Source organism: Brevundimonas guildfordensis, from assembly GCF_014836405.1.
Taxonomy (GTDB): Bacteria; Pseudomonadota; Alphaproteobacteria; order Caulobacterales; family Caulobacteraceae; genus Brevundimonas; species Brevundimonas guildfordensis.
In genome coordinates this window covers 1,246,763-1,270,448 of sequence record NZ_JACSQU010000001.1, presented here as the reverse complement: position 1 = coordinate 1,270,448, position 23,686 = coordinate 1,246,763, and the positions used below count along the sequence as shown (strand labels likewise).

Genomic DNA, 23,686 nt, shown 5'->3' with positions numbered 1-23,686 from the left:
AGGGGTGATCCAATGAGACTGTCTGCGTACCTGAAGACCGGGACGATGATCGCCGGTCTGGCTGTCACGGCCGCCGCCGCCCAACCCGCCTGGGCTCAATCCCAGACCCCGGCTCCTGAGCCGGAAGCCAGCGCCGTCGCTGACATTGTCGTGACCGGCTCGCGCATCCGCCGCCCGAACGTGGAGGCGTCGACGCCCGTCAACGTCGTCGATGCCCAGGAAATCGAGAACATCGGCGTCACCAACCTGATCGACGCCATGGCCCGCCAGCCGCAGGTCGGCCTGGGCGCATCGGCGTCCAGCACCACCAATACGGTGGCCGGCCAGGGCCTGGCGACGCTGAACCTGCGCAACCTCGGGGCCAGCCGGACCCTGGTCCTGGTCAACGGTCGCCGCCATGTGGCGGGGTCGAGCGGCACCAGCGCCGTGGACGTCAACACCATCTCCAAGACCACCATCGCTCGCGTCGACACGGTGACGGGCGGCTCTTCGGCGGTCTATGGCGCCGACGCCGTGGCCGGCGTGGTGAACTTCATCACCAAACAGGACTTCGAGGGCGTCGCGGCCCAGGCCCAGTACGGCTCCGCCGACGGCCCGAACACCTATTATGGCTCCGTGGCGATCGGCCGGAACTTCAACGACGGCCGCACCAACGTCATGGCCGCCGCCACCTATGACAAGACCGAGGGCCTGTACCGGCACGAGCGCGACTACGCGATGAGCGGCCTGGCCTACATCCCGAACCCGAACAAGAAGAGCCCGGACGACGGGCAGCCGTCCTTCATCATGGCCCGGGACGTCTATACGAACATCACCAACGACAGCTTCACCCCGGTGATCGTCACGCCGATCGGCGGCAATGCGGCCTACAGCCTGACCTTCACGCCGGACGGCAAGCTGGTGCCGTTCGACCGCGGACAGGTTGTGGTGGACGGCAACGGCCGCCCGCAAAAGGTCTCCATCGGCGGCGACGGCTTCAAGTTCAGCGAAGACGCCCTGCGCACCCCGGTCGAGCGGTACGGCGGCGAACTGCAGATGCGCCACCAGTTCCAGCCGTCGGGCGACGTGGTCAGCGAACTGAACCTGTTCGCCGAAGCGAAGTATTTCCACACCGAAGCGACCAGCCAGCGCGAGAACGGCACCTTCGCCGGCGACGTGCCCGGCATGGCGACGGGCAACGCCTATCGGATTCAGGCCGACAACGCCTTCCTGCCCAGCGACCTGCGCGCCATGCTGGCCACCGCCGGGGTGACTCAGTTCGACATCACCCGCAACGACCGCGACTTCGGCATCCGCACCTACGAGAGCGTGTACGACACCACCCGCTTCGTCGCCGGGGTGGACGGCGCCTTCAGCAACGGCTGGCGGTTCGAGGCTTACGTCAACTACGGCCAGACCGAGTCGGAGTTCACCAACTTCGATCGCCTGCAGAAGGAATTCTATGAGTCGATCGACGCCATCAACCTGAACGGCCAGATCGTCTGTCGCAGCGCAGACGCTCGGTCGCGCGGGTGTCAGCCGCTGAACCTGTTCGGGGCGGGCATCGCCTCACAGGAAGCGATCGACTACTCCTACATCCACACGGTGCGAAACGACGTCACGCGTCAGTGGAACGCCGTGGCCAGCGTCAATGGCGAGCTGTTCTCGTATCCGTCCCTGTTCAGCGGGACCAGCCTGCCGGTCGCCTTCGCAGCGGGCGTGGAGTGGCGCAAGGAATATGCGCGTTCCGTCCCGGACGAGCGTTCTCAGCAGGGGCTGATCTTCCAGAACGCCCAGCAGATCACCGACGGCCGCTATGAGTCCAAGGAGGTCTTCGGCGAGATCAATCTTCCTCTGATGGCCGATGTCCCGTTCGTGCAGTACCTGGATCTGACGGCGGCCTATCGCTACCAGGACTACACCACCACGGGCGGCGACAGCAGCTACGGCCTGGGTCTGGAATGGACGGTCAACCGCGACATCCGCTTCCGCGGCAACTTCGCCAAGGCTGTACGTTCGCCCAACATCAACGAACTGTTCGGCGGCGGCAGCGAAGGCTACAGCCAGATTGAAGACCCGTGCGACGCCACGCGTCTGAACCTGGGCAGCGCCTCGGCCAACCGCCGGGCAAACTGTGCGGCCCTGGGCCTGTCGCCCGACTTCGTCCAGTCGACGGCGACCCGGCCGGTGGTCAGCGGCGGCAACCCGGATCTGAACCCGGAAGAGGGGGAGACCTTGACCCTGGGCGTGGTCCTGACGCCGTCGTTCCTGCCCGGCCTGGCCGTCACCATCGACCACTACGACATCAAGATGAGCGACGTCATCGCCTCGCTGGGCTGGCGCAACATCATCAACAACTGCGTCGATAGCCCGAACCTGAGCAACCCGTTCTGCGCCAGCGTGTCGCGCGGCTCGGACGGCAACATCACCCGGGTGATGAACCAGGTGCTGAACGTCGCCGAGTACACCAACTCGGGCTGGGACGTGACGGCGTCCTACCGCACCGATCTGGCCAAGCTGGGGCTGCCGGACTACGGCTCGCTGTCGTTCAACGCGGCGGCCGGCTTCCTGGAGGATCTGACCTATGATCCGGTTCCCGGCGACGCCAGCGTGCGCGACGAGCAGGCGGGCGAACTGCCCAATCCCAAGCGCCGGATGAACTTCCGCGTCACCTGGGATTACGACCGGGTCTCGCTGTCCTACGCCAACCAGTATCTGAGCAGCATGGTGCGCAGCAACCAGGATCCGGCGGGCGCCTATGAGCCTTACAAGGCGCCGTCCTGGCTGACGCACGACATCCGGGCGGAATACCGGTTCGACAAGTTCTCGGTCTTCGCCGGGGTGAACAACTTCACCAATGAAGAGCCGCCGCAGACGCCGTTCACCTGGACCGGAACCTCGCTGAACACCGGGTTCAACGCCAGCGTCTACAACAACCTGGGCCGTTACGCCTATATCGGCGTGAACGCGCGCTTCTAATCCGCAAACAAGGAAGGCCGCCCGGCGACGGGCGGCCTTTCACTCTGGGCGGCCTGGAGCAGGCGTCCGACGACTATGGGGGAGAAACCGATGAAGACCCTGACCGCATACAGCGCCATCGCCGCCGCCGTCGGCGCGCTGGCCTTCGCTGCCCTGCCGACATCGGCCTTGGCCTCGGCGCCCGCAAACGCCACGGCGTCGACCGCCAGCGCGCTCGACGCCCAGTTCCGCGCCATCGCCGAAGAGGAATACGCCTGGCGCCGGAAAGAGATTCCTTCGCGCGCTTCCAAACCGTCGAACCTGCCCGACGTCAGCGCCGCGACCCAGCAGCGCCGGCTGGCTTATTGGACCGACGTGCAGCGCCGCCTGAGCGCCATTGCGCCGGGCCAACTCTCGCCGTCCGAGCGCACCAACTACGCGGTCTACAAGCACCAGATCGACAACTTCGTCGATGACGGCCGCCACCGCCTGTACGAGATGCCCTTCAACTCGGACAGCTCGTTCTGGTCCTCGATCTCGGGCATGGCGAACCAGACCTTCACTTCGGTGGAGGACTATGACCGCTACCTGTCCCAACTGCGCGACACGCCGCGCTATTTCGACCAGCAGATCGCCAATATGCGCGCCGGCCTGGCGCGCGGCTTCACCCAGCCGAAAGCCTCTCTGGCTGGGCGGGACGTCTCCATCCTGGCCGTGACCGAGCCAAGCGAACCGCAGGCCAACCCGATCTACAAGCCGTTCATCGACATGCCGTCGACGATCTCGGACGCCGACAAGCAGCGTCTGCGCGCTGAGGCTGTCCAGGTGATCCAGCAGCAGGTCGTGCCCGCCCATCGCACCCTGCTCAGCTTCATCCGCGAGGACTATGTGCCGGGCGCGCGCGACACCCTGGGCGCCAACCGCCTGCCGGACGGCGACGACTTCTATCAGACGCAGATTCGCCAATACACCAGCGTCAACCTGACGCCGGACCAGATCCATGAGATCGGCCGCGCCGAGGTGGCCCGCGTCCGCGCCGAAATGGAAGCGGTGATGCGCAGCACCGGCTGGACCGGCAGCTTCGCCGAGTTCCTGACCTTCCTGAAGACCGACCGTCAATTCCAGTACGACAAGCCCGAGTATCTGCTCTGGCACGGCGCCTGGGTGATCAAGAAGGTCGACGGCAAGATGGGGCAGTATTTCAACCTGAAGCCGCGCGACACCTTCAGCCTGATCCCGGTTCCGCCGGCCATCGCGCCCTTCTATACGGCAGGCCGCGGCGGCAATGGCGCGTGCTTGCTGAACACCTATGACCTGCCCTCGCGGCCGCGCTACAACATCCCCGCCCTGACGGTTCATGAGTGCAACCCTGGCCACGCCTGGCACGGCGTCCTGCGCCGCGAGCACGCCGAACTGCCCGAATGGCGTTCGCAGGCGGGCATCTCCGCCTTCGGGGAGGGCTGGGCGCTCTACACGGAAAAACTGGCCGTCGAGATGGGCATCTATGAAGACGCCTATGAGGATTTCGGACGCCTCAACTACGAGATGTGGCGCGCGGCGCGCCTGGTGATCGACACCGGCCTGCATTCCAAGGGCTGGACGCGCGACCAGGCGATCGCCTTCCTGAGCGGCAACACGGCCCTTTCGGACCATGAGGTCGGCACCGAAATCGACCGTTACATCACCTGGCCGGGTCAGGCCCTGGCCTACAAGCTGGGCGAGATCGAAATCGTGCGCCTGCGCCGTCAGGCCGAGGCCGAACTGGGCGCGAACTTCGATATCAAAGCGTTCCACGATCACCTGCTGGCCTTGGGCGTCGCCACCATTCCGGCCATGACGGCTGAAATGGAAGCCTTCATCGCCGAGAGTAAACAGGCCGCCGGGGCCCGCCGCGCCGAATAGGCGGGCCTTTTCCACATAGGCGATCTTCTGGCCGACGATTTCCTCCCAGATCGCGGTCTGCCCGCCTGCTGGTCCATTGCGGATCAGCAGGCGGTTTGACAAAGTTGGAGTGGGGTAGATGCGTAAGGGGGAGCCGCGCATGAGCACAGCGGATTACAAGTTGGATGACGCGGATCGCCGCATCTTGAGGGTGTTGCAGCAGGATGGCCGCATCACCAACCAGGACCTGGCCTCCGCCTGCAACATGTCGGCGTCATCATGTTTTGAGCGGGTGCGCCGCCTGCGCGAACGGGGCGTGATCGTCGGCTATACGGCCCTGATCGATCCGAAGTTCGCCGAGCGGGAACTGCTGATTTTCATCGAGGTGCTGCTGGACCGCACGACCTCGGACATCTTTGACCAATTCGCCGACCGCATCCGGCGCTCGCCCGAGGTGCTGGAGTGCCACATGGTGGCCGGCGGCTTCGACTATCTGGTCAAGGTGCGGATGAAGGACATGGCCGCCTATCGCGTCTTCCTGGCCGACACCCTGATCACCATGCCCGGCGTGCGCGAGACGCGAACCTACGCCGTGATGGAAGAGGTCAAGGATACCTCGGTCCTGCCGCTCTAGGCGATGATGTCGGGCAGGATTTGATCCTGCAGCTTCACGATGTCGTCGCGCAGGGCCAGCTTCTTGCGCTTGAGCCGGGCGATCATCAGCTGATCGGGCGCAGGCATATGGCCCAGCGCCTCGATCGAGGCGTCGAGGTCGGCGTGCTCCTGCAGCAGGCGGGTCAACTCGGCGCGCAGCGCCTCGTCTTCTTCGGACAGGTAAGGTTCGTCGTCGTTCATCATCGGGCCCCGGACCAGGCGATTATAGCTGAGCCGGGGTCAGCTCGGAAGCAGGTCGGCCAGGGTTGTCAGCCCCGGTCGCGGCACCACGCGGTCCCACAGGCGCGCCGCGTCGGCCATGGCGTCCACGGCCGGACGCGCAGCGCCGGAAGGGGCGGGGGACAGGCCCTGCAGGCTTTCCAGAAGATGGCGCTCGGCCGCTAGTTCAGCGGCCTTCACCTGCTCGCGCACAGCCAGGCGGGCCTCGGTCTCGAGGTCCGGCACCGGCCCTTTCAAGGTGCGTCGCACCGCGCGCAGCGGCGCGATAGTGGTCGTCTGCCAGGCGCGCGCCGTGTCGCAGGCGGCCTCGATCGTCTCTTCGTCCGGGCGCCGGCCGGTGACGGCGGTCCAGGCCGCCCACAGCAGCAGGGGCACGTTCTGCTCGTGATAGTCCTGCAGCGACAGGCAGGCCTCGCTCACCCCCGGCGCGGCGTAGGCGGCGCAGGCCCAGGTCCACAGGTCGTCGCTCATGCCTCGATCCCGCCCTTCAGCCCTTCCCAGCGCCGCACCGGCGCCCAGTCCAGACCAAAGACGTCCAGCGCCCGCCCGACGGACTGGTCGATCATCTGCTCCAGGCTTTCGGGCCGGGCGTAGAAGGCGGGCAGGGGCGGGGCGATGACGGCGCCCATCTCGGCCAGGGCCGTCATGGTGCGCAGATGGCCCAGGTGCAGCGGCGTTTCGCGCACCATCAGCACCAGCGGGCGGCGCTCCTTCAGCGTCACGTCGGCGGCGCGGGTCAGAAGCGTCGAGGTCACGCCGGTGGCGATCTCGCTCATCGTCCGCACCGAGCAAGGCGCCACGATCATTCCCAGGGTGCGGAAGGAGCCGGAGGAAATGGTGGCGCCCACGTCATTGAGCCGATGGACCACGTCGGCCTTGGCCGTCAGTTCGTCGGGGGTGAGATCGGTCTCCTGCGACAATGTGAGCAGGGCGGCGCGGGTGACGACCAGATGGCTCTCGACGCCCAGTTCGCGCAGCGCATCCAGCACGCGCGCGCCATAAACGACTCCGGAAGCGCCAGAGATTCCAACGACTAGCCGAGAGGGCGCTGGCGCCCGAACGGTGGAGTTCACAACATCGGCCAAATTCGCCTCCAATCTCTCCGTGTCCGGAGCGGCAAGGGTCACTGCAATGTGATTCCACACCCCGCCGAACCGGGCGCTCAGTGTAGTGGTCCCTTACACATGGAGGCGCAAGCCATGACCATCGAGGCTCGTATTCGCGAACTGGGTAATCGGCATCGGTCGCTGGATGAGACCATCCAGCAGGAGATGCGCCGCCCCTCCGCGGACCCGACACACCTCAGGGAGATGAAGCAGCGAAAGCTTCGACTTAAGGAAGAGATCAGCAGCCTGGAAGCCCGCGCTCACTGACGCGGCGCCCCATCTGAAAACGACGACGGCCCCGGAAGATCGCTCTTCCGGGGCCGTTTTGAATTCGTCGACGAACCGAAAGGATCAGTCGCGCGAGCCGAACACCGATTCAGCGGTGTGATCGGCGCCCATGCCGTATTCTTCTTCGGTGTCTTCGACGACGACTTCCGGCTCGGGCTCGGCCGCGATGGGTTGCAGGACGCCGTTCTTGGCGTCGTCCTTGGCCTTCTTGTCAGCAGCCTTGCGGACCACATCATCCAGCTGCAGCTGGCCCGTGAGCCCCAGGCTCACCGGGTCGACCGGCTTGATGTTGGCCGAGTTCCAGTGGGTGCGGTTGCGCACGCTCTCGATGGTGGCCTTGGTGGTGCCCAGCAGCTTGGCGATCTGAGCGTCGGTCACTTCGGGGTGGTTGCGGACGAACCACATGATGGCGTCCGGGCGGTCCTGACGGCGCGACACCGGCGTGTACTTCGGACCCGACTTGGCCGGCTTCAGCAGTTCGGCGTGGCGGCTGACCACGGCCTTCATGCGGTAGTTCGCGTCGTTCTGGGCCTTGTCCAGCTCTTCGCGGGTCAGCTGGCCGTTGACGATGGGGTCGGCGCCGCGGATGTCGCGAGCCACGTCGCCGTCGGCGATGCCGCGCACCTCCAGCGGGTGCAGGCCGCAGAAGTCGGCGATCTGCTCAAACGAGAGCGAGGTGTTGTCCACCAGCCAGACCGCGGTGGCCTTGGGCATCAGGATGTCGGTCATGGGCATGGATCCCGGCGGTTGCGGCCCGAAAAACGGGCGTTTGAATCGACGGCGCCCGACCTTTTCGGCCGGGCGCGAGAGACCCGTTATAGGTGATTTCGCTCGAAATGAAAACGTCGTCTGTCGGGACCGTACAGCAAAGGTTCATCTGAACTGATGAACATTCAGGACCAGGGCGCGTTGTGCGCCGGAAGAGACCTCTAGGGAGACCGTGTCATGAAGAAGTTCGTGGTTGCAGCGGCAGGTTTGGTCATGGCGGCGGGCGGCTTCTCCGTCGTCAACGTGGGCACGGCTGAAGCGCAGGCCCAGACGCGCGGCGCGCCGCGCGGCTCCTACACGCAAAGCTGCACCGGCTCCTATGTGAACCGTGGCCGGCTCTATGCGGATTGTCGCGACATGCGCGGCAACGTTCGCGAAACTTCGATCGAGCTGTCGCGCTGCTCCAACGACGAGATCGTCAACCGCGACGGCCGGCTGGCCTGCGGCCGCGTGCAGGGCGATTTCGAGAACAGCGGCCGCCCGGGCCGTCCCGGCGGCGGCTGGAATGACGATCGCCCCGGTCAGGGCAGCGGCTGGAATCAGTCCTCGATCACCGTCTACCGCGACGCCAATTATCGCGGCCAGTCGATGAGCTTCCGCGACGAGATCCCGAACCTGCGCAATGTCGGCATGAACGACGCGATCAGCTCGATCCGCCTGTCGCGCGGCTCGTGGGAAGTTTGCGAAGACGCCAACTACCGCGGGCGCTGCGAGGTCGTGCGCGGCGATGTCCGCGACCTGCGCAATACGGGCATGAACGACAAGATCTCGTCCCTGCGCCCGGCTCGCGCCGGCGGTCGCTGGTAGGCTGTAACAACGGTTCGATGGTGAAGGCGGGAGGCTTCGGTCTCCCGCCTTTTCTTTATCAGGGCAGCAGCACGATCTTGCCGACGTGGGACCCGGCTTCCAGATGGGCGTGCGCGGCGGCGGCTTGGGCCAGAGGGAAGGTCGCCTCCACCTGCGCCTTGACGGCGCCGGCAGCGACCCAAGGCCAGACGGTCGCTTCGATCGCGGCGGCCAGGCGCGCCTTTTCGTCGGCGGGGCGGCTGCGCAGGGTCGAGCCGGTGAGCACGATACGCTTCAGCATGATGCGCATCAGGTCGACCTCGGCCTTGGCTCCGGTCAGGGTGGCGATCACCACCCAGCGCCCGCCTGGCTTCAGGGCGTTAAGGTTCAGTTCGGCATAGGCCGAACCCACCATGTCCAGCACCACGTCGACGCCGCCTGCCTCTTTGATGGCGGCGGCCAGGTCGTCCTGAGTCGCGTCCAGGCTGACGTCGGCGCCCAGGGCGCGCGCGGCCTCGGCCTTGGCGGCACCGCGCGAGGTGGCGATGACGCGGGCGCCGGCCGCCTTGGCCATCTGGATCGCCATCACGCCGATGCCGCTGGTGGCGCCGTGGATCAGCAGGGTCTCGCCCGCCTTTAGCCCGCCGCCCTCAAAGACATTGGCGAAGACGGTGAAGGCGGTCTCAGGCAGGGCTGCGGCCTGCACGAAGTCGAGACCGTCGGGGATCGGCAGGGCATGCCGGGCGTCGACCACGGCGTACTCCGCATAGCCGCCGCCGCCCAGCAAGGCGCAGACCCGGTCGCCGACGGCCCAGCGCGTCACGCCGTCGCCCACGGCCTCGACTTCGCCGGCGACCTCCAATCCCAGGATGTCCGAGGCGCCCGGCGGGGGCGGATAGCGGCCCTCACGCTGGACAATGTCGGGGCGGTTGACCCCGGCAGCCCGCATTCGGATGCGGATCTCGCCGGGAGCCGGAACGGGCAGGGGGCGCGTCGTCAGGCGCAGGGCGTCGGCGGGGCCGCGTCCGTTTTCGATCTCTATGGCCTGCATGGCGGAGCCTCCCTTGCTTGCATTCCTCTTCAATGCGGCGTTCACATAGGGGTTCGCGCCCTCAATGGCCAAGGAGGCGAGGTTGAGTTTCGAAGATCTGGAGCCCCGGCCGCAGCGGGGCGAGGCGATCGCCGCCCTGGGCCGCGAAGACCTGGACCTCTACGCCGTGGACGAACTTCAGGAGCGGATCGCCGCTCTTGAGGCCGAGATCGCCCGTTGCAAGGCGGCCATCGACGGCAAGTCGTCGCAACGCAGCGCCGCCGATGCGCTCTTCAACTTCCGCTGAGAGACGGCGGCTGGGGATGGTTTTTACCGCCCTCTCCCGAAGAGGCGACTTCCGTGGCATGACGATTGCAGCCAGCGGATGCATGAAATTCTTGGATGGACGCCTGTGACCGCCATTGAAGCCAATCTGAGCCCGGCAGGCCTGTCCGGAGCCGAAGTGCTGGATTTCGCCCGCTCCGAGCTGTTCGAGCGGACGTTCCGCGAAGGCATGGAACTGGTCGAGGAGACCGCCGCCTATCTGGACGGGGACGGTCGCCAGGACTCGCGCCTGCTATCGCGGGCGGCGGCCCTGTCCTATGCGGGCGAGAGCATGAAGCTGACCACGCGGCTGATGCAGATCGCTTCGTGGCTGCTGGTCCAGCGCGCCGTGCGCGAACAGGACATGAGCGCCGAGGCGGCGGGCGATCCCCGCTACCGGCTGGCCGATCGCCGCATCGAGACGGAGCCGCGTCGCGGCGACCTGCCGATCGCCCTGATCGAATACGCCGTGCGGGCCGAGAAGCTTTACGACCGCGTCCTGCACCTGGATCGACAGATGTATGTCGAGCCGGCGACGACCTCCGCCAATCCGGTGCAGAGCCAGATGGACCTGCTGCGCGCCGCCTTCGGCTAAGGCTTCTCCTCCCCATGCAATGGGGAGGTGGATCGGCGCTGCAAGCGACGAGACGGAGGGGCTGCTTGGTTCCGCCGCCGTAAGCCCCTCCACCACTTCGTGGTCCCCCTCCCCATGAAATGGGGAGGAAAGCCAAGGGCGGCTTAAGGCGTCACTTCGTCCGGGTCGATCGGGGCGTCGGCCACCACCTGCGGCAGGTTGACGGCGATGCCGAGCGCTTGGGCCAGCTTGGCGTCACGCTTGTAGACATCCTCGCGGAAGGCGACGCGGCCCTGGCCGTCGACGAAGGCGGTCCAGTACAGCAGGCGCACGCCAATGTTGCGGCCGGTGGTCACCCGCTTGGTCTCGCCGCTGGCTTGCGCCTCGTCGAAGGTGGCGAGGCGCGTGGCGTCGGGCGACAGCAGCAGGCGGGCGAAACCAATGGCGTCCTGCACCCGCACGCAGCCGTGGCTGCGCTGGCGCACCGACAGGTTGAAGGCGTGCTTGGCCGGGGTGTCGTGCAGGAAGATGGCGTAGCTGTCCTGCAGCTCGAACTTCACATTGCCCAGCGACGACTTCGGGCCGGCGCGTTGCACGACCCAGCCGTCGGCGTTCACGTACATGTCGTTGGCGGCGAGGTAGCCGGGACCTTTGGGCAGGATTTCGCGACGCGCGATCCCCATCGGCACCGTCCACGGCGGGTTGGCCACGACCGAGGCGAAGGGCTTTTCAAGGCTGGGCGTCTGGTTGGCCGCGGTGCCGACGATGACGCGGTTGGAGTGAACCGGCTTGCCGTCCTTCCAGTAGACCATGATGGCGGCGGCGGTGTTGACCTCGATGCGCTCGGGGTTCAGGTCGCGCTTCAGCCAGCGGCGGCGTTCCAGGTTCAGGGCGATCTGACGCGCGCGATCCTCGGCCGTCGCGGTCAGCGAGCGCTGGGTGGCCGCGCCGATGCGGCCGTCGGCGCCCAGGCCGTGGCGGGTCTGGAAGCTGCGCACCGCCTGCTGCAACTCAGGGCCGTAAGCCAGATTGCCTTTCAGGCGCTGGGCGTTGGCGGCGCTCAGATCGCCCTCGGCGGCCAACCGAGCGACGAGGGCGGGCATGCGCGGATCGCTGGTCCCCGGTTCAATCGTGCCGCTGTCCAGACGGAAGGCGGGCCAGCCGCCCTCGCGGGCGATGCGGCGATAGCGGGCGTACCCGGCCGACAGATTGGTGTAGCCAAGGTCCGTCGGGGGCAGGGCATCGAACCATTGGCTCAGCTTGTTGGCGGCGACGGCGTCGACCAGGCCGCGCGGCAGGTCAACGCTGTTTTTCTGCATCTCCCACAGTTCCTCGACCGTCTCGGGCCGGATGCGGCCCTCGGCCAAGACCCGGGCGTAGGCCAGGGCGGCGGCGGTGGTGCGGATCTCGGCCGTTTCACGGTCGGCGGCCAGGCCGACGAAGTCGAAGAAATCTCCGGCCGGCAGGCCGTGGCGCTCGGCCCCGGCAGCAACTTCCTGCAGCACGCGCAGGCGGTCGGCGGTCCAGATCGGCTTGCCCTGGGTCAGTTCGTAGACGGCGCGGACTTCAGCCTGCTGGGCCGCAGGCAGGCGTCCGGCCTGAGCGTCGAAACCGGCGATGAAAACCTGGGGGTCAGTCGTGCGCGTCTGGGCCATTGCGCCGCCCGCAGCGGCCAGCGTCAGGCTTGTCGTAGCGACGCCAAGGCCCAGTTCCCGTCGATTCATCGTCTGCAACTCTTGTGGTCCGATCTCGGCCCGGACCCAACGCCCACGCCCCGAGGGATCGAACGCGCCCATGCTAACGGCGTTCCAGGCAACAAAAAAGCGCCGGCCCGGGGACCGACGCTTTTGTGGCGAACATGTCGCAGCAAGCGTGGCTTACTTCTTGATGAAGCCGCCGAACTTGTTGTTGAAGCGCGAGACGCGGCCGCCGCGGTCCATCAGGTGCTGGTTGCCGCCGGTCCAGGCCGGGTGAGACGTCGGGTCGATGTCCAGGTTCAGCGTGGCGCCCTCTTTCCCGTAGGTCGAACGGGTCTGGTAGGAGGTGCCGTCGGTCATCACAACAGTGATGAAGTGGTAGTCGGGGTGCGTGTCCGCTTTCATCGATCTTGTCCGTCTCTGCGCGACGACGATGCCGACCGTCACTGCGCGTAATTAGAGAATCCCGCCACGGAGCGCGACGGGAGCGAGGGGCGGCGTTTACACCGGGGTGCGATCCGGGGCAAGAGCGCGGCCATGACCCACGCTGAACCGCAACGTCACGCCCAACCCACAGGACAACCCGAGGGCCGCCCCGGCGCAGGCGCCGTCCTGGCCGAACAGATGGATGAAGCGGGGGGCAAGCGCGCCAAGAGCCGCAACATCCGTCCGCTCGGGCGGTTGCTGCCTTTTCTGGGACGGCACAAGGTGGATGCGGGCATTTCGGCGCTCTGGCTGATCGGCTCGACCATCGCCTCCCTGGCCCTGACGGCGACGGCGCGCGGCGCCATCGATCAGGGATTCGAGAACGGCGGCGCCGACATCGACAAGTGGTTCCTGATCCTGGGCCTGAACGCCGTGATTCTGGGGCTGGCGACGGCGCTGCGGTATTTCTACGTGACCAAGACCGGCGAGCGGATCATCGCCGACCTGCGCACGGCCCTGTTCCAGCGCATCCTGACGCTGGACCCGGTCTTCTTCGCCCATATGCGAACGGGCGAGGTGCTGTCGCGCCTGACCACGGACATCCAGCTGGTCGACACCCTGCTGACCACCTCCATCAGCTATGCGCTGCGCAACTTCCTGACCCTGATCGGCGGGGTGGTCCTGCTGTTCTTCGTCAGCCCCAAACTGACGGCATTCGTCCTGTTGATCGTGCCGGTGCTGATCGTGCCGCTGTTCCTGTTCGGGCGCATCGTGCGCAAGCTGACGGTGAAGTCGCAGGACACCTTCGCCGGGGCCGTAGGCTTCGCCGGGGAAAGCGTCGACGCCATCGAGACGGTCCAGGCTTTCGGCCGCGAAAAGAGCGCCATCGGTCGTTTCGGCGCGGCGGTGGAGGAGGCGTTCGGCGTCTCCCTGAAGCGGATGCGGGCGCGGGCGGTGATGACCGCCATGATCATCGTCGTCATGTTCGGCGGCGTGACCCTGGTGCTGTGGCTGGGCGCGCAGGACGTGATCGCCGGGACCATGACGCCGGGCGCCCTGCTGCAGTTCGTTCTGCTGTCGGTGTTCGCGGCGGGCGCCGTGGGCGCCTTGGGCGAAAGCTGGGGCGATGTTCAGAAGGCCGCCGGGGCCATGGAGCGGATCGACGAGCTGATGCGGGCGACCCCCGCCATCGCGCCGCCCGCCAGCCCGGTGGCCCTGCCTCAGCCGCGCGGCGAGGTGTCGATGTCGGCGGTGGACTTCGCCTATCCGGGCCGCCCCGACCTGCCGGCGTTGAAGGGCTTCAGCCTGACCGTGCGGCCGGGCGAGACCGTGGCCCTGGTCGGGCCGTCCGGGGCGGGCAAGTCGACGGTCTTCCGCCTGCTGCTGCGCTTCTATGACCCGCAGTCCGGTCTCGTGTCGGTGGATGGGGTGGACGTGCGCGCGGCCGATCCGGTCGCGGTGCGCAACCGCTTCGCCTGGGTGTCGCAGGAGGCGCCGCTGTTCTCGGGCTCGGCGCTAGAGAACATCCGCTTCGGCCGCGAGGCCGCCACGCTGGACGAAGCCCGCGCCGTCGCCGCCGAGGCCCAGGCGCTGGGCTTCATCGACGCCCTGCCAGAGGGCTTCGACACCCCGCTGGGCGAGCGCGGCAAGAGCCTGTCGGGCGGCCAGCGCCAGCGTCTGGCCATCGCGCGGGCTCTGGTGCGCGAGGCGCCGATCCTGCTGCTGGACGAGGCGACCAGCGCGCTCGACGCCGAGAACGAACGTCTGGTGCAGGCCGCGCTGGATCAGGCCATGTCCGAGCGCACGACCCTGGTCATCGCTCACCGCCTGGCGACGGTGCTGCGCGCGGACCGCATCGTGGTGATGGACGGCGGCGAGGTGGTCGAGGAAGGCACCCATGCCGAACTGTCGGCCAAGGGCGGGCTTTACGCGCGTCTGGCCAAGCTGCAGTTCCAGGGGACGTGAGCCTTCTCCTCCCCATGACATGGGGAGGTGGCGCGGAGCCTTAGGCGACGTGACGGAGGGGCTACTTGGTTCCGCCGTCGCGAAGCCCCTCCACCGCTTCGCGGTCCCCCTCCCCATTGCATGGGGAGGAAAGGAGTCAGCGGGCCTTCACCGCCGCCGCGGGAAAATCGCTGAATACAGCGTCGACGCCGAGCGCGGAGATCGCCTTCAGCCAGCCCTCAAAATCGCCATGGCCGGCGGGCGCGTCCCCTAAGCGATATTGCGCGGGCAGGAAGATGTTCTCTGCCCGCAGGGTCCAGACCGCGACCTTTAGACCGGCCGCATGGGCGACGGTTGTCAGACCGGATTCGTTCAACGCGCGGCCCGCATCGTCGCGAGGAACGACCATCAGATCCTGTACGCCGATATAGTCGGCGTAGCGGGCGATCTCGGCCAGTCCGGCGGGCGTCGCCATCTCAGTGTAGGTCGCGCCGGGCCGGTCGGCGGGGCCGCCGCTCGATTGCATCAACTGCAGCAGCGGCGCGTCGAGGCGGGCCTTTAGCCGCTGCAGCGTCCCGACCTCGAAGCACTGGATCAGGATGGGGGCGTCCGCACCGGTCAGGCCGTGACGCTGCAGGGCGGCGACGAAGGCGTCCTCCATCGGCAGGCCGAGGGCGGCGAAGTGGCTGGGGTGCTTCAGTTCGGGCGCGACGCCGATGACGCTGCCGGCGCGGGCGCTGGCGTCACGGGCGATCTCGACCACTTCGTCGAAGGTCAGAATCGGCTCCTGGCCGTCGAAGGCGGCCGAGGCGGGGCGCAGGGCCGGCAGGCGTTCGCGGGCGCGCAGCGTCTTAAGTTCCGCCAGGGTGAAGTCTTCGGTGAACCAGCCGGGAATGGCCACGCCGTCCACCTCGCGGATGGTGCGCCGCGCCGCGAACTCGGCATGGTCGGCCACGTCGGTGGTCTCGCCGATCTCGTTCTCGTGGCGGACGACCAGGTGGCCGTCGCGGGTCATGACCAGATCCGGCTCGATGAAGTCCGCGCCCTGGTCGATCGCCAACTCATAGGCGGCGCGGGTGTGCTCTGGCCGCTCGCCCGAGGCGCCCCGGTGGGCGATGACGATCGGCTTGGCTGGGGGAGCGGACATGGCCGGTGGGCTCGACGACAGAAGGGCGGCGGTCAGGATGGCGGCGATCATGGCCGAAGGGTAGGGGGGCTTGGCGACGAAGGCGTGAAAGATCCTCTCGGTCTTATATTTCCGCTGATCCCCGCCTCTGCGGGCTCGAGCGGAAGTCGAACAAGGAAAAGGCGGCGCCTCTTGCGAAGCGCCGCCCCCTTGGCCCTATACGAGCTCGTCCACGCTCCCGGTGAGGAGGAGGAAGAAGCGCCTTACGCCTCGCGCAAGATCTTGCGCAGCTTGGCCTGGATTTCCGGGTTGCCGGCGACGATCTGCTTGCCGTTCATCGGATCGCCGTCCTGGTCGATGGTGGTGACGACGCCGCCGGCCTCGGTGACCAGCAGAATGCCCGCCGCCACGTCCCACGGCTGCAGGTTGCGCTCGAAATAGGCGTCGTAGCGGCCTGCGGCGACCCAGGCGAAGTCCAGCGAGGCCGCGCCCAGGCGACGGATGCCCGCCACGCGCTGGCCGACGGCGTGGATGTCCTTGATGGCCTGGCCGTGGCCCGTCTTGCCGATGAAGGGCAGGCCCGTGGCGATCAGGCACTCGGCCATGTCGGCGCGTCCGGCGATGCGGATGCGCGTGTCGTTCAGGTAGCAGCCCTTGCCCTTTTCGGCCCAGAACATCTCGTTCAGCACCGGGTTGTAGGTGACGCAGGCCACGATCTCGGCCGTGCCGTCGGGATGCTTGCGCTCCAGGCCCACCGTAATGGCGAAGTGGGGCATGGCGTGCATGAAGTTGGTGGTGCCGTCGATGGGGTCGACAATCCAGGTGTGGGTCTTGTCGGTGCCTTCGATCATGCCGCGCTCTTCGCCCAGGAAGCCGTAGCCGGGGCGGGCCTTCAGCAGCAGCTCGAACAGGGTCTGTTCCGCCTTGACGTCGGCGGCGGTGACGAAGTCGCCGGGGCCCTTGCGGGACACCTGGAGCTGGGACACCTCGCCGAAATCCCGGAGCATCGGGCGGGCGGTCTTGCGGACGGCGTCCATCATGACCTGGAGCAGGGCGGAAGCGAGGGCCATAGGCGGTTCTCCTGATCCGTCGATCCTCAAAAGGCCTGCGGCCCGGATGGACGGAGAAGCAAAAGGGGCGCGGACCATCCGCGCCCCTGTAGTCTTAGCTTGCCCGACCTTGGCCGGGAAAGGCGGTGTTTTTTAGTCCGCGCGGCGGACGTATTCGCCGGTCGAGGTGTCGACGACGATCTTCTCGCCCGTCGACATGAAGGGCGGGATCATGACGCGGATGCCGTTCGAGGCCTTGGCGGGCTTGTAGGACGACGAGGCGGTCTGACCCTTCACGGTCGGCTCGGTCTCGACGACTTCCAGAACGACCTGTTCCGGCAGTTCCAGACCGATCGGACGCTCTTCGTGCGACTCGATGATGACCTTCATGCCTTCCTGCAGGTAGGGGATGCGGTCTTCGCCGACCCAGCCCTTTTGCAGTTCGATCTGCTCGTAGGACTCGTCGTCCATGAAGACGAGGGTCTCGCCGTTGTCGAACAGATAGGAGTAGTCGCGCTGTTCCAGCGTGACGCGCTCGACCTTGTCTTCCGAACGGAAGCGTTCGTTCAGCTTGTTGCCGGTTTCGAGGTTCTTGGCCTCGACGTTGGCGAAGGCGCCGCCCTTGCCGGGCTTGACGTGGCTGGCCTTGGTGACGACCCACAGGCCGCCGTTGTGTTGCAGGACCATGCCGGGCTTGATGGTGTTGGCGTTGATTTTCATGAGAACCGTAGGGCTCGTTGCTGGGGGGCGGCTGGCGCCGACCGCCAGAGCGTGGCGCGCCAAATCGCCGCGAGCCCTAGAGGATAAGGCGAAAAAGGGCAATGGCGGCGGCGTCGCCGCGCGTTGTTTCAGGAAGGGCCGTCCAGGCTGCGCTCAGCCCGATTGGCCAGACGCACGCCGATGCCGGTCGGAGCCGCCAGCTTGGCTGCCCCGAGGTCGAGCTTGCGCGCCTCATGGGCGAAGGCGGCGGCCAGGCCGGCCGAGGACATGGCGGCCAGGATTTGGGTCCAGCGCCCGGTCGGACGAGCGGCCAGCCAGACGGCGTTGACGGCCTGGGCGACGGCCCAAAGGCCCATGGCGGCGTTGCGGCCGGGCCGGGCCGGGGCGTTCCATACGCGCAGAGCCGACAGGGTTGTGGCCGAAAAGACGGCGGGCAGGATGAGGCTGAACGGCCCGCGCGGGCGTTCGGTGATCGGGCCTTCGCGCTTTCGGACGCCGGTCAGGCTGCGGGTTTGCGGGGGAACGGCGCGGGTAGCCACCACGGTGGCCGCCAGGGCGAAGCCGACGGTCAGCGCCGCCCCCAGGGCGACGTGCCGCCAGTCGCGGCCTTCAGCATTGAGGAAATCCGCCGCGTGATCGCGGGCGGCGTCGAGGGCGTCGTCCATGCTGCTCATGCAGCCAAAACAACCGGGCGCGGCGGACGTTCCCGCTCTCTGACGCCGCGCCCGGCCTTTGAATCAGTTGCCGGTGGCGGCCCCATCCGTGACGATTTCCTTCATGGCGGACTGCAGATAGTTCTGCGCGCCCATCAGCTGGATCAGGCTGTGCTGGTTCTCGAGGAAGTCCACGTGCTCCTCAGTGTCGGCCAGGATCTTCATCAGCAGGTCGCGGCTGACGTAGTCGCGGGCCTGTTCGCACTGGGTGACGGCGTCGCGCGTCGTTGCGCGGCTGTCGATCTCCAGTTGCAGGTCCGCGCCCAGGCACTCGATCGGGTCTTCGCCGACCTTCAGCTTGTGCAGGTCCTGCAGGTTGGGCAGGCCGTCCAGGAAGAGGATGCGCTTGATCAGCATGTCGGCGTGCTTCATCTCGCCGATCGATTCTTCGTAGATGACGTTGCCGAGGTGGCTGAGGCCCCAGCTTTCGAACATGCGGGCGTGCAGGAAGTACTGGTTCACCGCCGTCAGTTCATTGGTCAGCACCGCGTTGAGGGTGCGGATGATCGCGGGATCGCCCTTCATGGTCGTCGTCCTTTGCAGCAGCGGCGAGTCGGTCTTGACGCAAGACCGAGCCTCGGGACCGCCCGTGACGACTACATACCACGGCTTTGCCGTCGCAGCTTATTTGCGAGTTTTTATCACTGCATTGATAATGCGAGTGAAATCCGCTTTCAAAAACGGATTATTCCGCCGCCATGGCGAAGGCGGACTGCTGCTCCTGGATCATCTGGCGCATTTCGCAGACGCATTTGGCGCATTGCGGCGCGCACTGGTGGCTGGCGAAGATGTCCTTCGGGCGGCTGGCGCCCCCCTCGATGGCGAGAGCGACATCACGCTGGCGGAGACCGTTACAGTTGCAAACGTACAAGGCGAGGCACCCGGAACTTGAGAATGGCTCGCTATAGCATCTATTAAGGCGGGTGCAAATCATTCTCATGCGCTCTGCGACATTGACGCCGTCGGCGTCGGAGGGCAGGGCGGTGTCATGGCTCGTCAACCGCAAATTCCCGCCCGTCCGCCCTGCCGGCTGTATCTGATCACGCCCTCGGCCCTGCCGGACCTGGAAGCCTTCGCCGTCCAGCTGGAGGCCGCCCTGTCCGCCGGCGACTGCGCCGCCCTGCAGATCCGGCTGAAGGAGGCCTCGGACGATGAGATCCGCGCCGCCGTCGCTCGGCTGAAGCCGATCTGTCAGGCGCACGACGTGGCTCTGATCCTGAACGACCGTCCCGATCTGGCCCGCGCCACGGGCTGCGACGGGGTTCACGTCGGCCAGGACGACGCGTCGCTCGCCGATGCGCGCCGAATCATGGGCGAGGACGCCATGATCGGCGTCACCTGCCATGACAGCCGCCATCTGGCGATGGAGGCCGCCGAGGGGGGCGCCGACTACGTGGCCTTCGGCGCCTTCTTCCCGACGCAGACCAAGGACGTCGTGCATCACGCCGAGCCGGACATCCTGACCATCTGGCAGGAAACGATGGAGGTCCCTTGCGTCGCCATCGGCGGGGTGACGGTCGACAACGCGGCCGGACTGGCGGCGGCCGGCGCCGACTTCGTAGCGGTCAGCGGTGGCGTTTGGCTGCATCCCGACGGCCCTGCAGCGGCCGTGCGCGCCTTCGCTGAGGCGCTGAGCGCCAAATCCTGAGGCTCCTCGCGGATTTCAGAGGATGTTTAGGATCATGGATCATGATTAGGCCCTGAAACTCGCGTTTGGGCCGGATTGATGAGCATGAGCCGCGCGCTCCAGAGGAGTGAGGTCGCATTGGAAGCGTCAGCGAAGGGGACGGTCGGCGTCGAAGCCAAGGCCCCCCCTAACGCAGACTTTTTCCGCCAGCCGCTGGCGCCGATCCTGACGGCCCTCGGGGTCGCGGTCCTTGTCGTGCTGGCTATCAGCTTCGCCCGCGCTAATGGACTGATCGCCGGCCTATGGGGCGCCGGGGGGCTGGCGATGGCCGCCTGGCTGCGCAGCGGTCGCGGCCTGCAGTATGATCTGGGCTTCGGCGTCCTGGTGGCGGCGGGCGTGTTTGCTGGCGAAATTCTGGCCGGAAACACTCTGTGGCTTTCGGCCGTGTTCACCCTGAGCAATGTGCTGGAAATCGTGCTGGCGGTCTTGCTGGCGCGCCGACTGTTGACGGGACTGCACGTCGATAGTGTTCACGGGCTGGCGCGGTTTCTGACCATCTGCGCCATCGCTCCCGTGCCGGCGGCGCTGCTTGCCAGCGGGACCGTGGCGAATCTCGCCGGCCAGGACTTCATCGAAGCCTTCCGTATCTGGTGGGGAGGTCACGCCCTGGGCTTCGCCGTCATCGGCGTCGTCGGACTGAGCTTGCGCAAAGCCCACCTGAAGCTGCTCAAACAGCCTGCGCGACTCGCTGAAGGCGTCGGCCTGGGCCTTCTGCTTAGCGGCGCCTGCTACGCGCTTTTTTCGCATCTAAGCATGCCGTTCGGTTTCCTGCTGTTGCCGCTGATCCTGCTTGCGGCGGTGCGATTCCGCGTCATCGGCGCCGCCTGGGCGCTGCTGGTCGTGACGGTGATGGCCATCGGCGGCACCATGGCCGGGCACGGTCCCTACCATCAGTTTGCGATCGAGGATCGCGCTTTGCTGGCGCAGCTGCTGGTGCTGCTGGGCTATATGCCGATCCTGCTCGTCGCGGCCTTGCTGGAGGAGCGCGACCAACTGATGCAGCGCGCCAAGGACGGACGGCTGCGCGCCGAGCGCGCGTCGGCCGCCAAGTCTCGTCTGCTCGCCAATGTGGCGCATGAGATCAAGAGCCCCATCGGCGGGGTTATCGGCATCGGCGAACTGTGGGCGGGCGGTCATCTGGGCAAGGTCTCGGACAGCCAGGTCGAGATGGCCCAGATGCTGGTCAAGACATCGCGCCAGATCGAGGCGCTGACGCACGATCTGCTGGACGTCGCGCGCGCAGAGGCCGGCGCGGTCAAGGTCGACCTGCGGCCTACGGAGGTCAGCGGCGTGCTGGAGGACGTGCGCCGCTCCATGATGCTGTTGCCCGAGGCGAAGGGCTTGCGGATAGACGTGATCGCCGACGGCGACGCTCTGGTGGCGATGGCCGATTCTCAACGACTGACGCAGGTGGTCGGCAATCTGGCCAATAACGCCATGAAGTACGGCGCATCCGGGGGCGTGGTCATCCTGCGCGCTGAGTGGCGTGGAGACCGCATCCGCATCGAGGTGACTGACCGGGGCCCCGGCCTGTCCGAGGAAAAGCAGGCGCAGCTCTTCGAGCCCTTCAACCGCCTGGGGCTGGACCGGTCCAGCGTCGAAGGGCACGGCGTCGGCCTGACGTTAGCCAAGCGGCTGGTGGAACTGCAGGGCGGCGATATCGGCGTGCATTCCGTGGCCGGACAAGGCGCGACCTTCTGGGTGGAGCTGCCCGGCGTCTGAGCCGAACTGCCCCGATATGGCCGCTTGACCCGGCGCGGCGCGCGCCGCCAATGTCGGGACATGAAAGCTGCAATCGTCGCCCTGTCGCTCGTCGCTCCTCTGGCTGTGGCCGCCGCGCCGGTCGCCGCTCAGCAGGATCCGGTGGAACGCGCCCGCATCGAGGAACTGACGCGCCGCCTGAACGGCGCGCCTGCCGCGCCGCAGTCGGCCCCAGCGCAAGCGCCTGTGTCATCCCGACCGACGGCGCCCGCCGCCCCGCCGCCGGCCTCGCGTCCGGACGCGACAGAGCGCGCGCGCATTGAGGAGCTGACCCGCCGCCTGAACGGCGCGCCGTCGGCGCCGGCTTCTGTTTCTGTCCCGGCTCCTGCAGCCTCTTCGGCTCCGGCCCCCGCCGCGGCCGTCGCGCCGCGCCCAAGCCCGGCCCCGTCGCCTGCGCCCCGGCCGGTGCAGGAGGCGCGCCCTCAGCCCGCGCCGGCAAGCCCGACGGCGACGACGCGTCCGGCCGCCGAGGCGCCGGCCAGTCGCCCGGCTGCGCCCGTCCAGACCGCGCCGGCGCCCGATCCTCAGGGCTTGAGCGCCGCAGAGCGCGCCGTTCTGCCGTTCCGCATCGATCTGCCGTCGGGCTTCCAACTGGTCGAGGGGCGCGCTGCGCCGGGCGCGCACGTCTATTCGGCGCGCAAGGCCGGGAAGACCTTTGTGATGATCTACGCCGGACCTTCGTCCCAGTTTCCCATCTATGACGGGGAGCAGGCGACTGTGGGCGGACGCATCTCAGTGGTGACGACCGAAGGGCCGCGCCGCATCGCCATGGAGCACCTGTTCCAGCGCTCGGGCGAACCCGCCGAGATCCACGTCTGGGTGATGGCCCAGGACGGGGCCGACCGCGACGAGGCCGAGCGCATCGCCCAGACGGTGGACCCGAAGTAAGGGCCTATTTCTCGGACCAGACGGCCAGGTCGTTGCCGGACGGATCGCGGAAATGGAAGCGCCGCCCGCCGGGGAAGGCGAAGATGGCGTGGGTGATGGCGCCGCCCGCCGCCTCGACCTTGGCCTGCATCGCCTCCAGATCATGGGCGTACAGGATGGGCAGGGGCTTGGGCGTCATGGCGTCGGGCGTGAAACCGCCGTCCAGGCCCTCGTTAAAGGCCGCATAGTCCGGCCCATAGTCCTGAAAGCTCCAGCCGAACGCCTGGGCGTAGAAGGCCTTGTGCGCCGCCATGTCGGTCGCGGGCAGTTCGAGATAGTCCAGCTTGCCGTCTTCGCGCATCGCGACTCTCCGAAAGGAATGGAGAAGGACGCTTGCACGACGTCCGCTTCTGCGCAAATCTGCAAATGGTTCGCAAATGCAGGAGTCGGCCCATGATTGTCCTGAGCGCCGGATGCGCCTCTCTGGCCTCGCTGATGCAGCGGGATGCGGATGGAAGGTGCGAGCTGGAATCGAAACGGGCGTCGATCGCAACCGACCGACGCCCGTGTCTGATCTCAAAAAATGACGCCGATCAGCGCGCCGTCCGGGTCTCGCCCGCGCGCCAGATCCGATAGCGCACCTCGACATCCGACGGCGCGTAGACCACCACGGGCAGGCGCGAGTTGTAGCGGATCAGCGGCTGTTCCTGCGTCGTCACGAAGGACTGACGCTCCGAGCCGGGCGGGCAGCCCATCAGGGTGCTGGCCGCGTTCCCCAGGGCAGGCAGGACATAGTAGTCGTAGCCCCAGCCCTCGGCCGTGCGCGTTTCAAGACGACCGCCGAAGAACTGACGGTTGCAGTCGACCGTCTGGGTCTTGCCCAGGATCAGTTCGACCTTCAGTCCATCCTCGTCCGACTGGGCCGGCAGATTGATGACGTGGCGCGTCTGGCCCGCCGTCGCGGCCGGGAAGGCCTTGAGGTCGGCCGAAGCGGCCTGGCCGTTCGCTGCGCCAGCCTGGGTCATGGCGCCTTCAGCCTGTGCGGCGGCGCAGGCAGTCAGGCCGAGGGCGGCTACGCCCGCGGCGAGGAGGGTAGGGAGTTTCAAGG

The 23,686-nt window shown here is 67.2% G+C and carries 26 protein-coding genes; 11 read left to right on the top strand and 15 right to left on the bottom strand.

The features are described 5' to 3' along the window. The first annotated feature begins 12 nt into the window (after nt 1–12). The 3 genes from H9656_RS06145 to H9656_RS06135 all read left to right on the top strand — a co-directional run bounded on the left by H9656_RS06145 (nt 13) and on the right by H9656_RS06135 (nt 5,452). Nucleotides 13–2,958, top strand: coding sequence for a TonB-dependent receptor domain-containing protein (locus H9656_RS06145; RefSeq protein WP_191743301.1), 2,946 nt, complete (start codon nt 13–15; stop codon nt 2,956–2,958). A gap of 90 nt (nt 2,959–3,048) precedes the next feature. After that, nucleotides 3,049–4,839, top strand: coding sequence for a DUF885 domain-containing protein (locus H9656_RS06140; protein ID WP_191743300.1), 1,791 nt, complete (start codon nt 3,049–3,051; stop codon nt 4,837–4,839). A 139-nt stretch (nt 4,840–4,978) separates the two neighbouring features. Continuing rightward, entirely contained in the window at nt 4,979–5,452 is a 474-nt protein-coding gene (locus tag H9656_RS06135) for an Lrp/AsnC ligand binding domain-containing protein (RefSeq protein ID WP_191743299.1), read from the top strand. On the opposite strand, the gene H9656_RS06130 is transcribed toward H9656_RS06135, so the two are convergent. The 3 genes from H9656_RS06130 to H9656_RS06120 are packed head-to-tail and all read right to left on the bottom strand — an operon-like array spanning nt 5,449 to nt 6,785. After that, on the bottom strand, nt 5,449–5,673 hold the full coding sequence (locus tag H9656_RS06130) for a YdcH family protein (RefSeq protein WP_191743298.1): 225 nt from the start codon (nt 5,671–5,673) through the stop codon (nt 5,449–5,451). The genes H9656_RS06135 and H9656_RS06130 overlap by 4 nt on opposite strands. Before the next feature lie 39 nt (nt 5,674–5,712). Further along, nucleotides 5,713–6,183, bottom strand: coding sequence for a TIGR02444 family protein (locus H9656_RS06125; protein ID WP_191743297.1), 471 nt, complete (start codon nt 6,181–6,183; stop codon nt 5,713–5,715). Then, entirely contained in the window at nt 6,180–6,785 is a 606-nt protein-coding gene (locus H9656_RS06120) for a UbiX family flavin prenyltransferase (RefSeq protein ID WP_191743765.1), read from the bottom strand. The genes H9656_RS06125 and H9656_RS06120 overlap by 4 nt, the downstream gene beginning before the upstream one ends. Nucleotides 6,786–6,911: 126 nt before the next feature. Here H9656_RS06120 and H9656_RS06115 point away from each other — a divergent pair, with 126 nt between their 5' ends. Continuing rightward, nucleotides 6,912–7,085, top strand: coding sequence for a YdcH family protein (locus tag H9656_RS06115; protein ID WP_191743296.1), 174 nt, complete (start codon nt 6,912–6,914; stop codon nt 7,083–7,085). Between the two features lie 84 nt (nt 7,086–7,169). Here the strand turns inward: H9656_RS06115 and H9656_RS06110 are convergent, their stop codons facing one another. Beyond that, nucleotides 7,170–7,835, bottom strand: a complete 666-nt coding sequence (locus H9656_RS06110; RefSeq protein ID WP_191743295.1) for a DUF1013 domain-containing protein — start codon at nt 7,833–7,835, stop codon at nt 7,170–7,172. A 216-nt stretch (nt 7,836–8,051) separates the two neighbouring features. On the opposite strand from H9656_RS06110, the gene H9656_RS06105 reads away from it, so the two are divergent. Beyond that, nucleotides 8,052–8,681: a beta/gamma crystallin-related protein gene (locus H9656_RS06105; RefSeq protein ID WP_191743294.1), complete on the top strand. Its 630-nt coding sequence runs from the start codon at nt 8,052–8,054 to the stop codon at nt 8,679–8,681. Nucleotides 8,682–8,739: 58 nt separating this feature from the next. Here H9656_RS06105 and H9656_RS06100 read toward each other — a convergent pair whose 3' ends face one another. Beyond that, a complete protein-coding gene (locus tag H9656_RS06100) occupies nt 8,740–9,711 on the bottom strand; it encodes an NAD(P)H-quinone oxidoreductase (protein WP_191743293.1) in 972 nt (323 codons plus the stop codon). 64 nt (nt 9,712–9,775) lie between these two features. Between H9656_RS06100 and H9656_RS06095 the strand changes: the two genes are divergently transcribed. Together H9656_RS06095 and rcdA are read left to right on the top strand one after the other, a co-directional pair. Continuing rightward, nucleotides 9,776–9,997 carry a DUF1192 domain-containing protein gene (locus H9656_RS06095; RefSeq protein ID WP_191743292.1) on the top strand — a complete coding sequence of 74 codons (222 nt, stop codon included), beginning with the start codon at nt 9,776–9,778 and terminating at the stop codon, nt 9,995–9,997. Nucleotides 9,998–10,204: 207 nt separating this feature from the next. After that, on the top strand, nt 10,205–10,609 hold the full coding sequence (rcdA, locus tag H9656_RS06090; protein ID WP_404821555.1) for a protease adaptor protein RcdA: 405 nt from the start codon (nt 10,205–10,207) through the stop codon (nt 10,607–10,609). Between the two features lie 143 nt (nt 10,610–10,752). Here rcdA and H9656_RS06085 read toward each other — a convergent pair whose 3' ends face one another. Continuing rightward, nucleotides 10,753–12,312 (bottom strand): L,D-transpeptidase family protein, encoded by a 1,560-nt coding sequence (locus tag H9656_RS06085; protein ID WP_191743290.1) that lies wholly within the window; start codon nt 12,310–12,312, stop codon nt 10,753–10,755. A gap of 153 nt (nt 12,313–12,465) precedes the next feature. Further along, entirely contained in the window at nt 12,466–12,690 is a 225-nt protein-coding gene (gene rpmE / locus H9656_RS06080) for a 50S ribosomal protein L31 (protein ID WP_025978193.1), read from the bottom strand. 132 nt (nt 12,691–12,822) lie between these two features. Here rpmE and H9656_RS06075 point away from each other — a divergent pair, with 132 nt between their 5' ends. Further along, the gene (locus H9656_RS06075) at nt 12,823–14,676 is read left to right on the top strand and encodes an ABC transporter transmembrane domain-containing protein (protein WP_191743289.1); all 1,854 of its coding nucleotides are present in this window, start codon (nt 12,823–12,825) and stop codon (nt 14,674–14,676) included. Between the two features lie 136 nt (nt 14,677–14,812). Here H9656_RS06075 and H9656_RS06070 read toward each other — a convergent pair whose 3' ends face one another. From H9656_RS06070 to H9656_RS14110, 6 genes are all read right to left on the bottom strand, one after another. Then, complete coding sequence (locus tag H9656_RS06070) at nt 14,813–15,853, bottom strand: glycerophosphodiester phosphodiesterase (protein ID WP_191743288.1); 1,041 nt, start codon at nt 15,851–15,853, stop codon at nt 14,813–14,815. A gap of 191 nt (nt 15,854–16,044) precedes the next feature. After that, entirely contained in the window at nt 16,045–16,851 is an 807-nt protein-coding gene (locus tag H9656_RS06065) for an inositol monophosphatase family protein (protein WP_191743287.1), read from the bottom strand. Between the two features lie 132 nt (nt 16,852–16,983). Further along, the gene (gene efp, locus H9656_RS06060) at nt 16,984–17,550 is read right to left on the bottom strand and encodes an elongation factor P (protein ID WP_024353283.1); all 567 of its coding nucleotides are present in this window, start codon (nt 17,548–17,550) and stop codon (nt 16,984–16,986) included. 128 nt (nt 17,551–17,678) lie between these two features. Continuing rightward, nucleotides 17,679–18,215 carry a TspO protein gene (locus H9656_RS06055; protein WP_225212245.1) on the bottom strand — a complete coding sequence of 179 codons (537 nt, stop codon included), beginning with the start codon at nt 18,213–18,215 and terminating at the stop codon, nt 17,679–17,681. 72 nt (nt 18,216–18,287) lie between these two features. Next, nucleotides 18,288–18,788, bottom strand: coding sequence for a bacterioferritin (bfr, locus tag H9656_RS06050; RefSeq protein ID WP_025978199.1), 501 nt, complete (start codon nt 18,786–18,788; stop codon nt 18,288–18,290). A 160-nt stretch (nt 18,789–18,948) separates the two neighbouring features. Then, nucleotides 18,949–19,134, bottom strand: coding sequence for a (2Fe-2S)-binding protein (locus H9656_RS14110; protein ID WP_225212244.1), 186 nt, complete (start codon nt 19,132–19,134; stop codon nt 18,949–18,951). Between the two features lie 117 nt (nt 19,135–19,251). On the opposite strand from H9656_RS14110, the gene thiE reads away from it, so the two are divergent. The 3 genes from thiE to H9656_RS06030 all read left to right on the top strand — a co-directional run bounded on the left by thiE (nt 19,252) and on the right by H9656_RS06030 (nt 22,599). Then, the gene (gene thiE, locus H9656_RS06040) at nt 19,252–19,911 is read left to right on the top strand and encodes a thiamine phosphate synthase (RefSeq protein WP_191743284.1); all 660 of its coding nucleotides are present in this window, start codon (nt 19,252–19,254) and stop codon (nt 19,909–19,911) included. 84 nt (nt 19,912–19,995) lie between these two features. Next, on the top strand, nt 19,996–21,672 hold the full coding sequence (locus tag H9656_RS06035; protein WP_225212243.1) for a sensor histidine kinase: 1,677 nt from the start codon (nt 19,996–19,998) through the stop codon (nt 21,670–21,672). A gap of 60 nt (nt 21,673–21,732) precedes the next feature. Continuing rightward, complete coding sequence (locus H9656_RS06030; protein WP_191743282.1) at nt 21,733–22,599, top strand: hypothetical protein; 867 nt, start codon at nt 21,733–21,735, stop codon at nt 22,597–22,599. A 4-nt stretch (nt 22,600–22,603) separates the two neighbouring features. On the opposite strand, the gene H9656_RS06025 is transcribed toward H9656_RS06030, so the two are convergent. Further along, nucleotides 22,604–22,939 carry a VOC family protein gene (locus tag H9656_RS06025; protein ID WP_191743281.1) on the bottom strand — a complete coding sequence of 112 codons (336 nt, stop codon included), beginning with the start codon at nt 22,937–22,939 and terminating at the stop codon, nt 22,604–22,606. 232 nt (nt 22,940–23,171) lie between these two features. Then, a complete protein-coding gene (gene eco / locus H9656_RS06020) occupies nt 23,172–23,684 on the bottom strand; it encodes a serine protease inhibitor ecotin (protein WP_191743280.1) in 513 nt (170 codons plus the stop codon). Between the last annotated feature and the right edge of the window lie 2 nt (nt 23,685–23,686).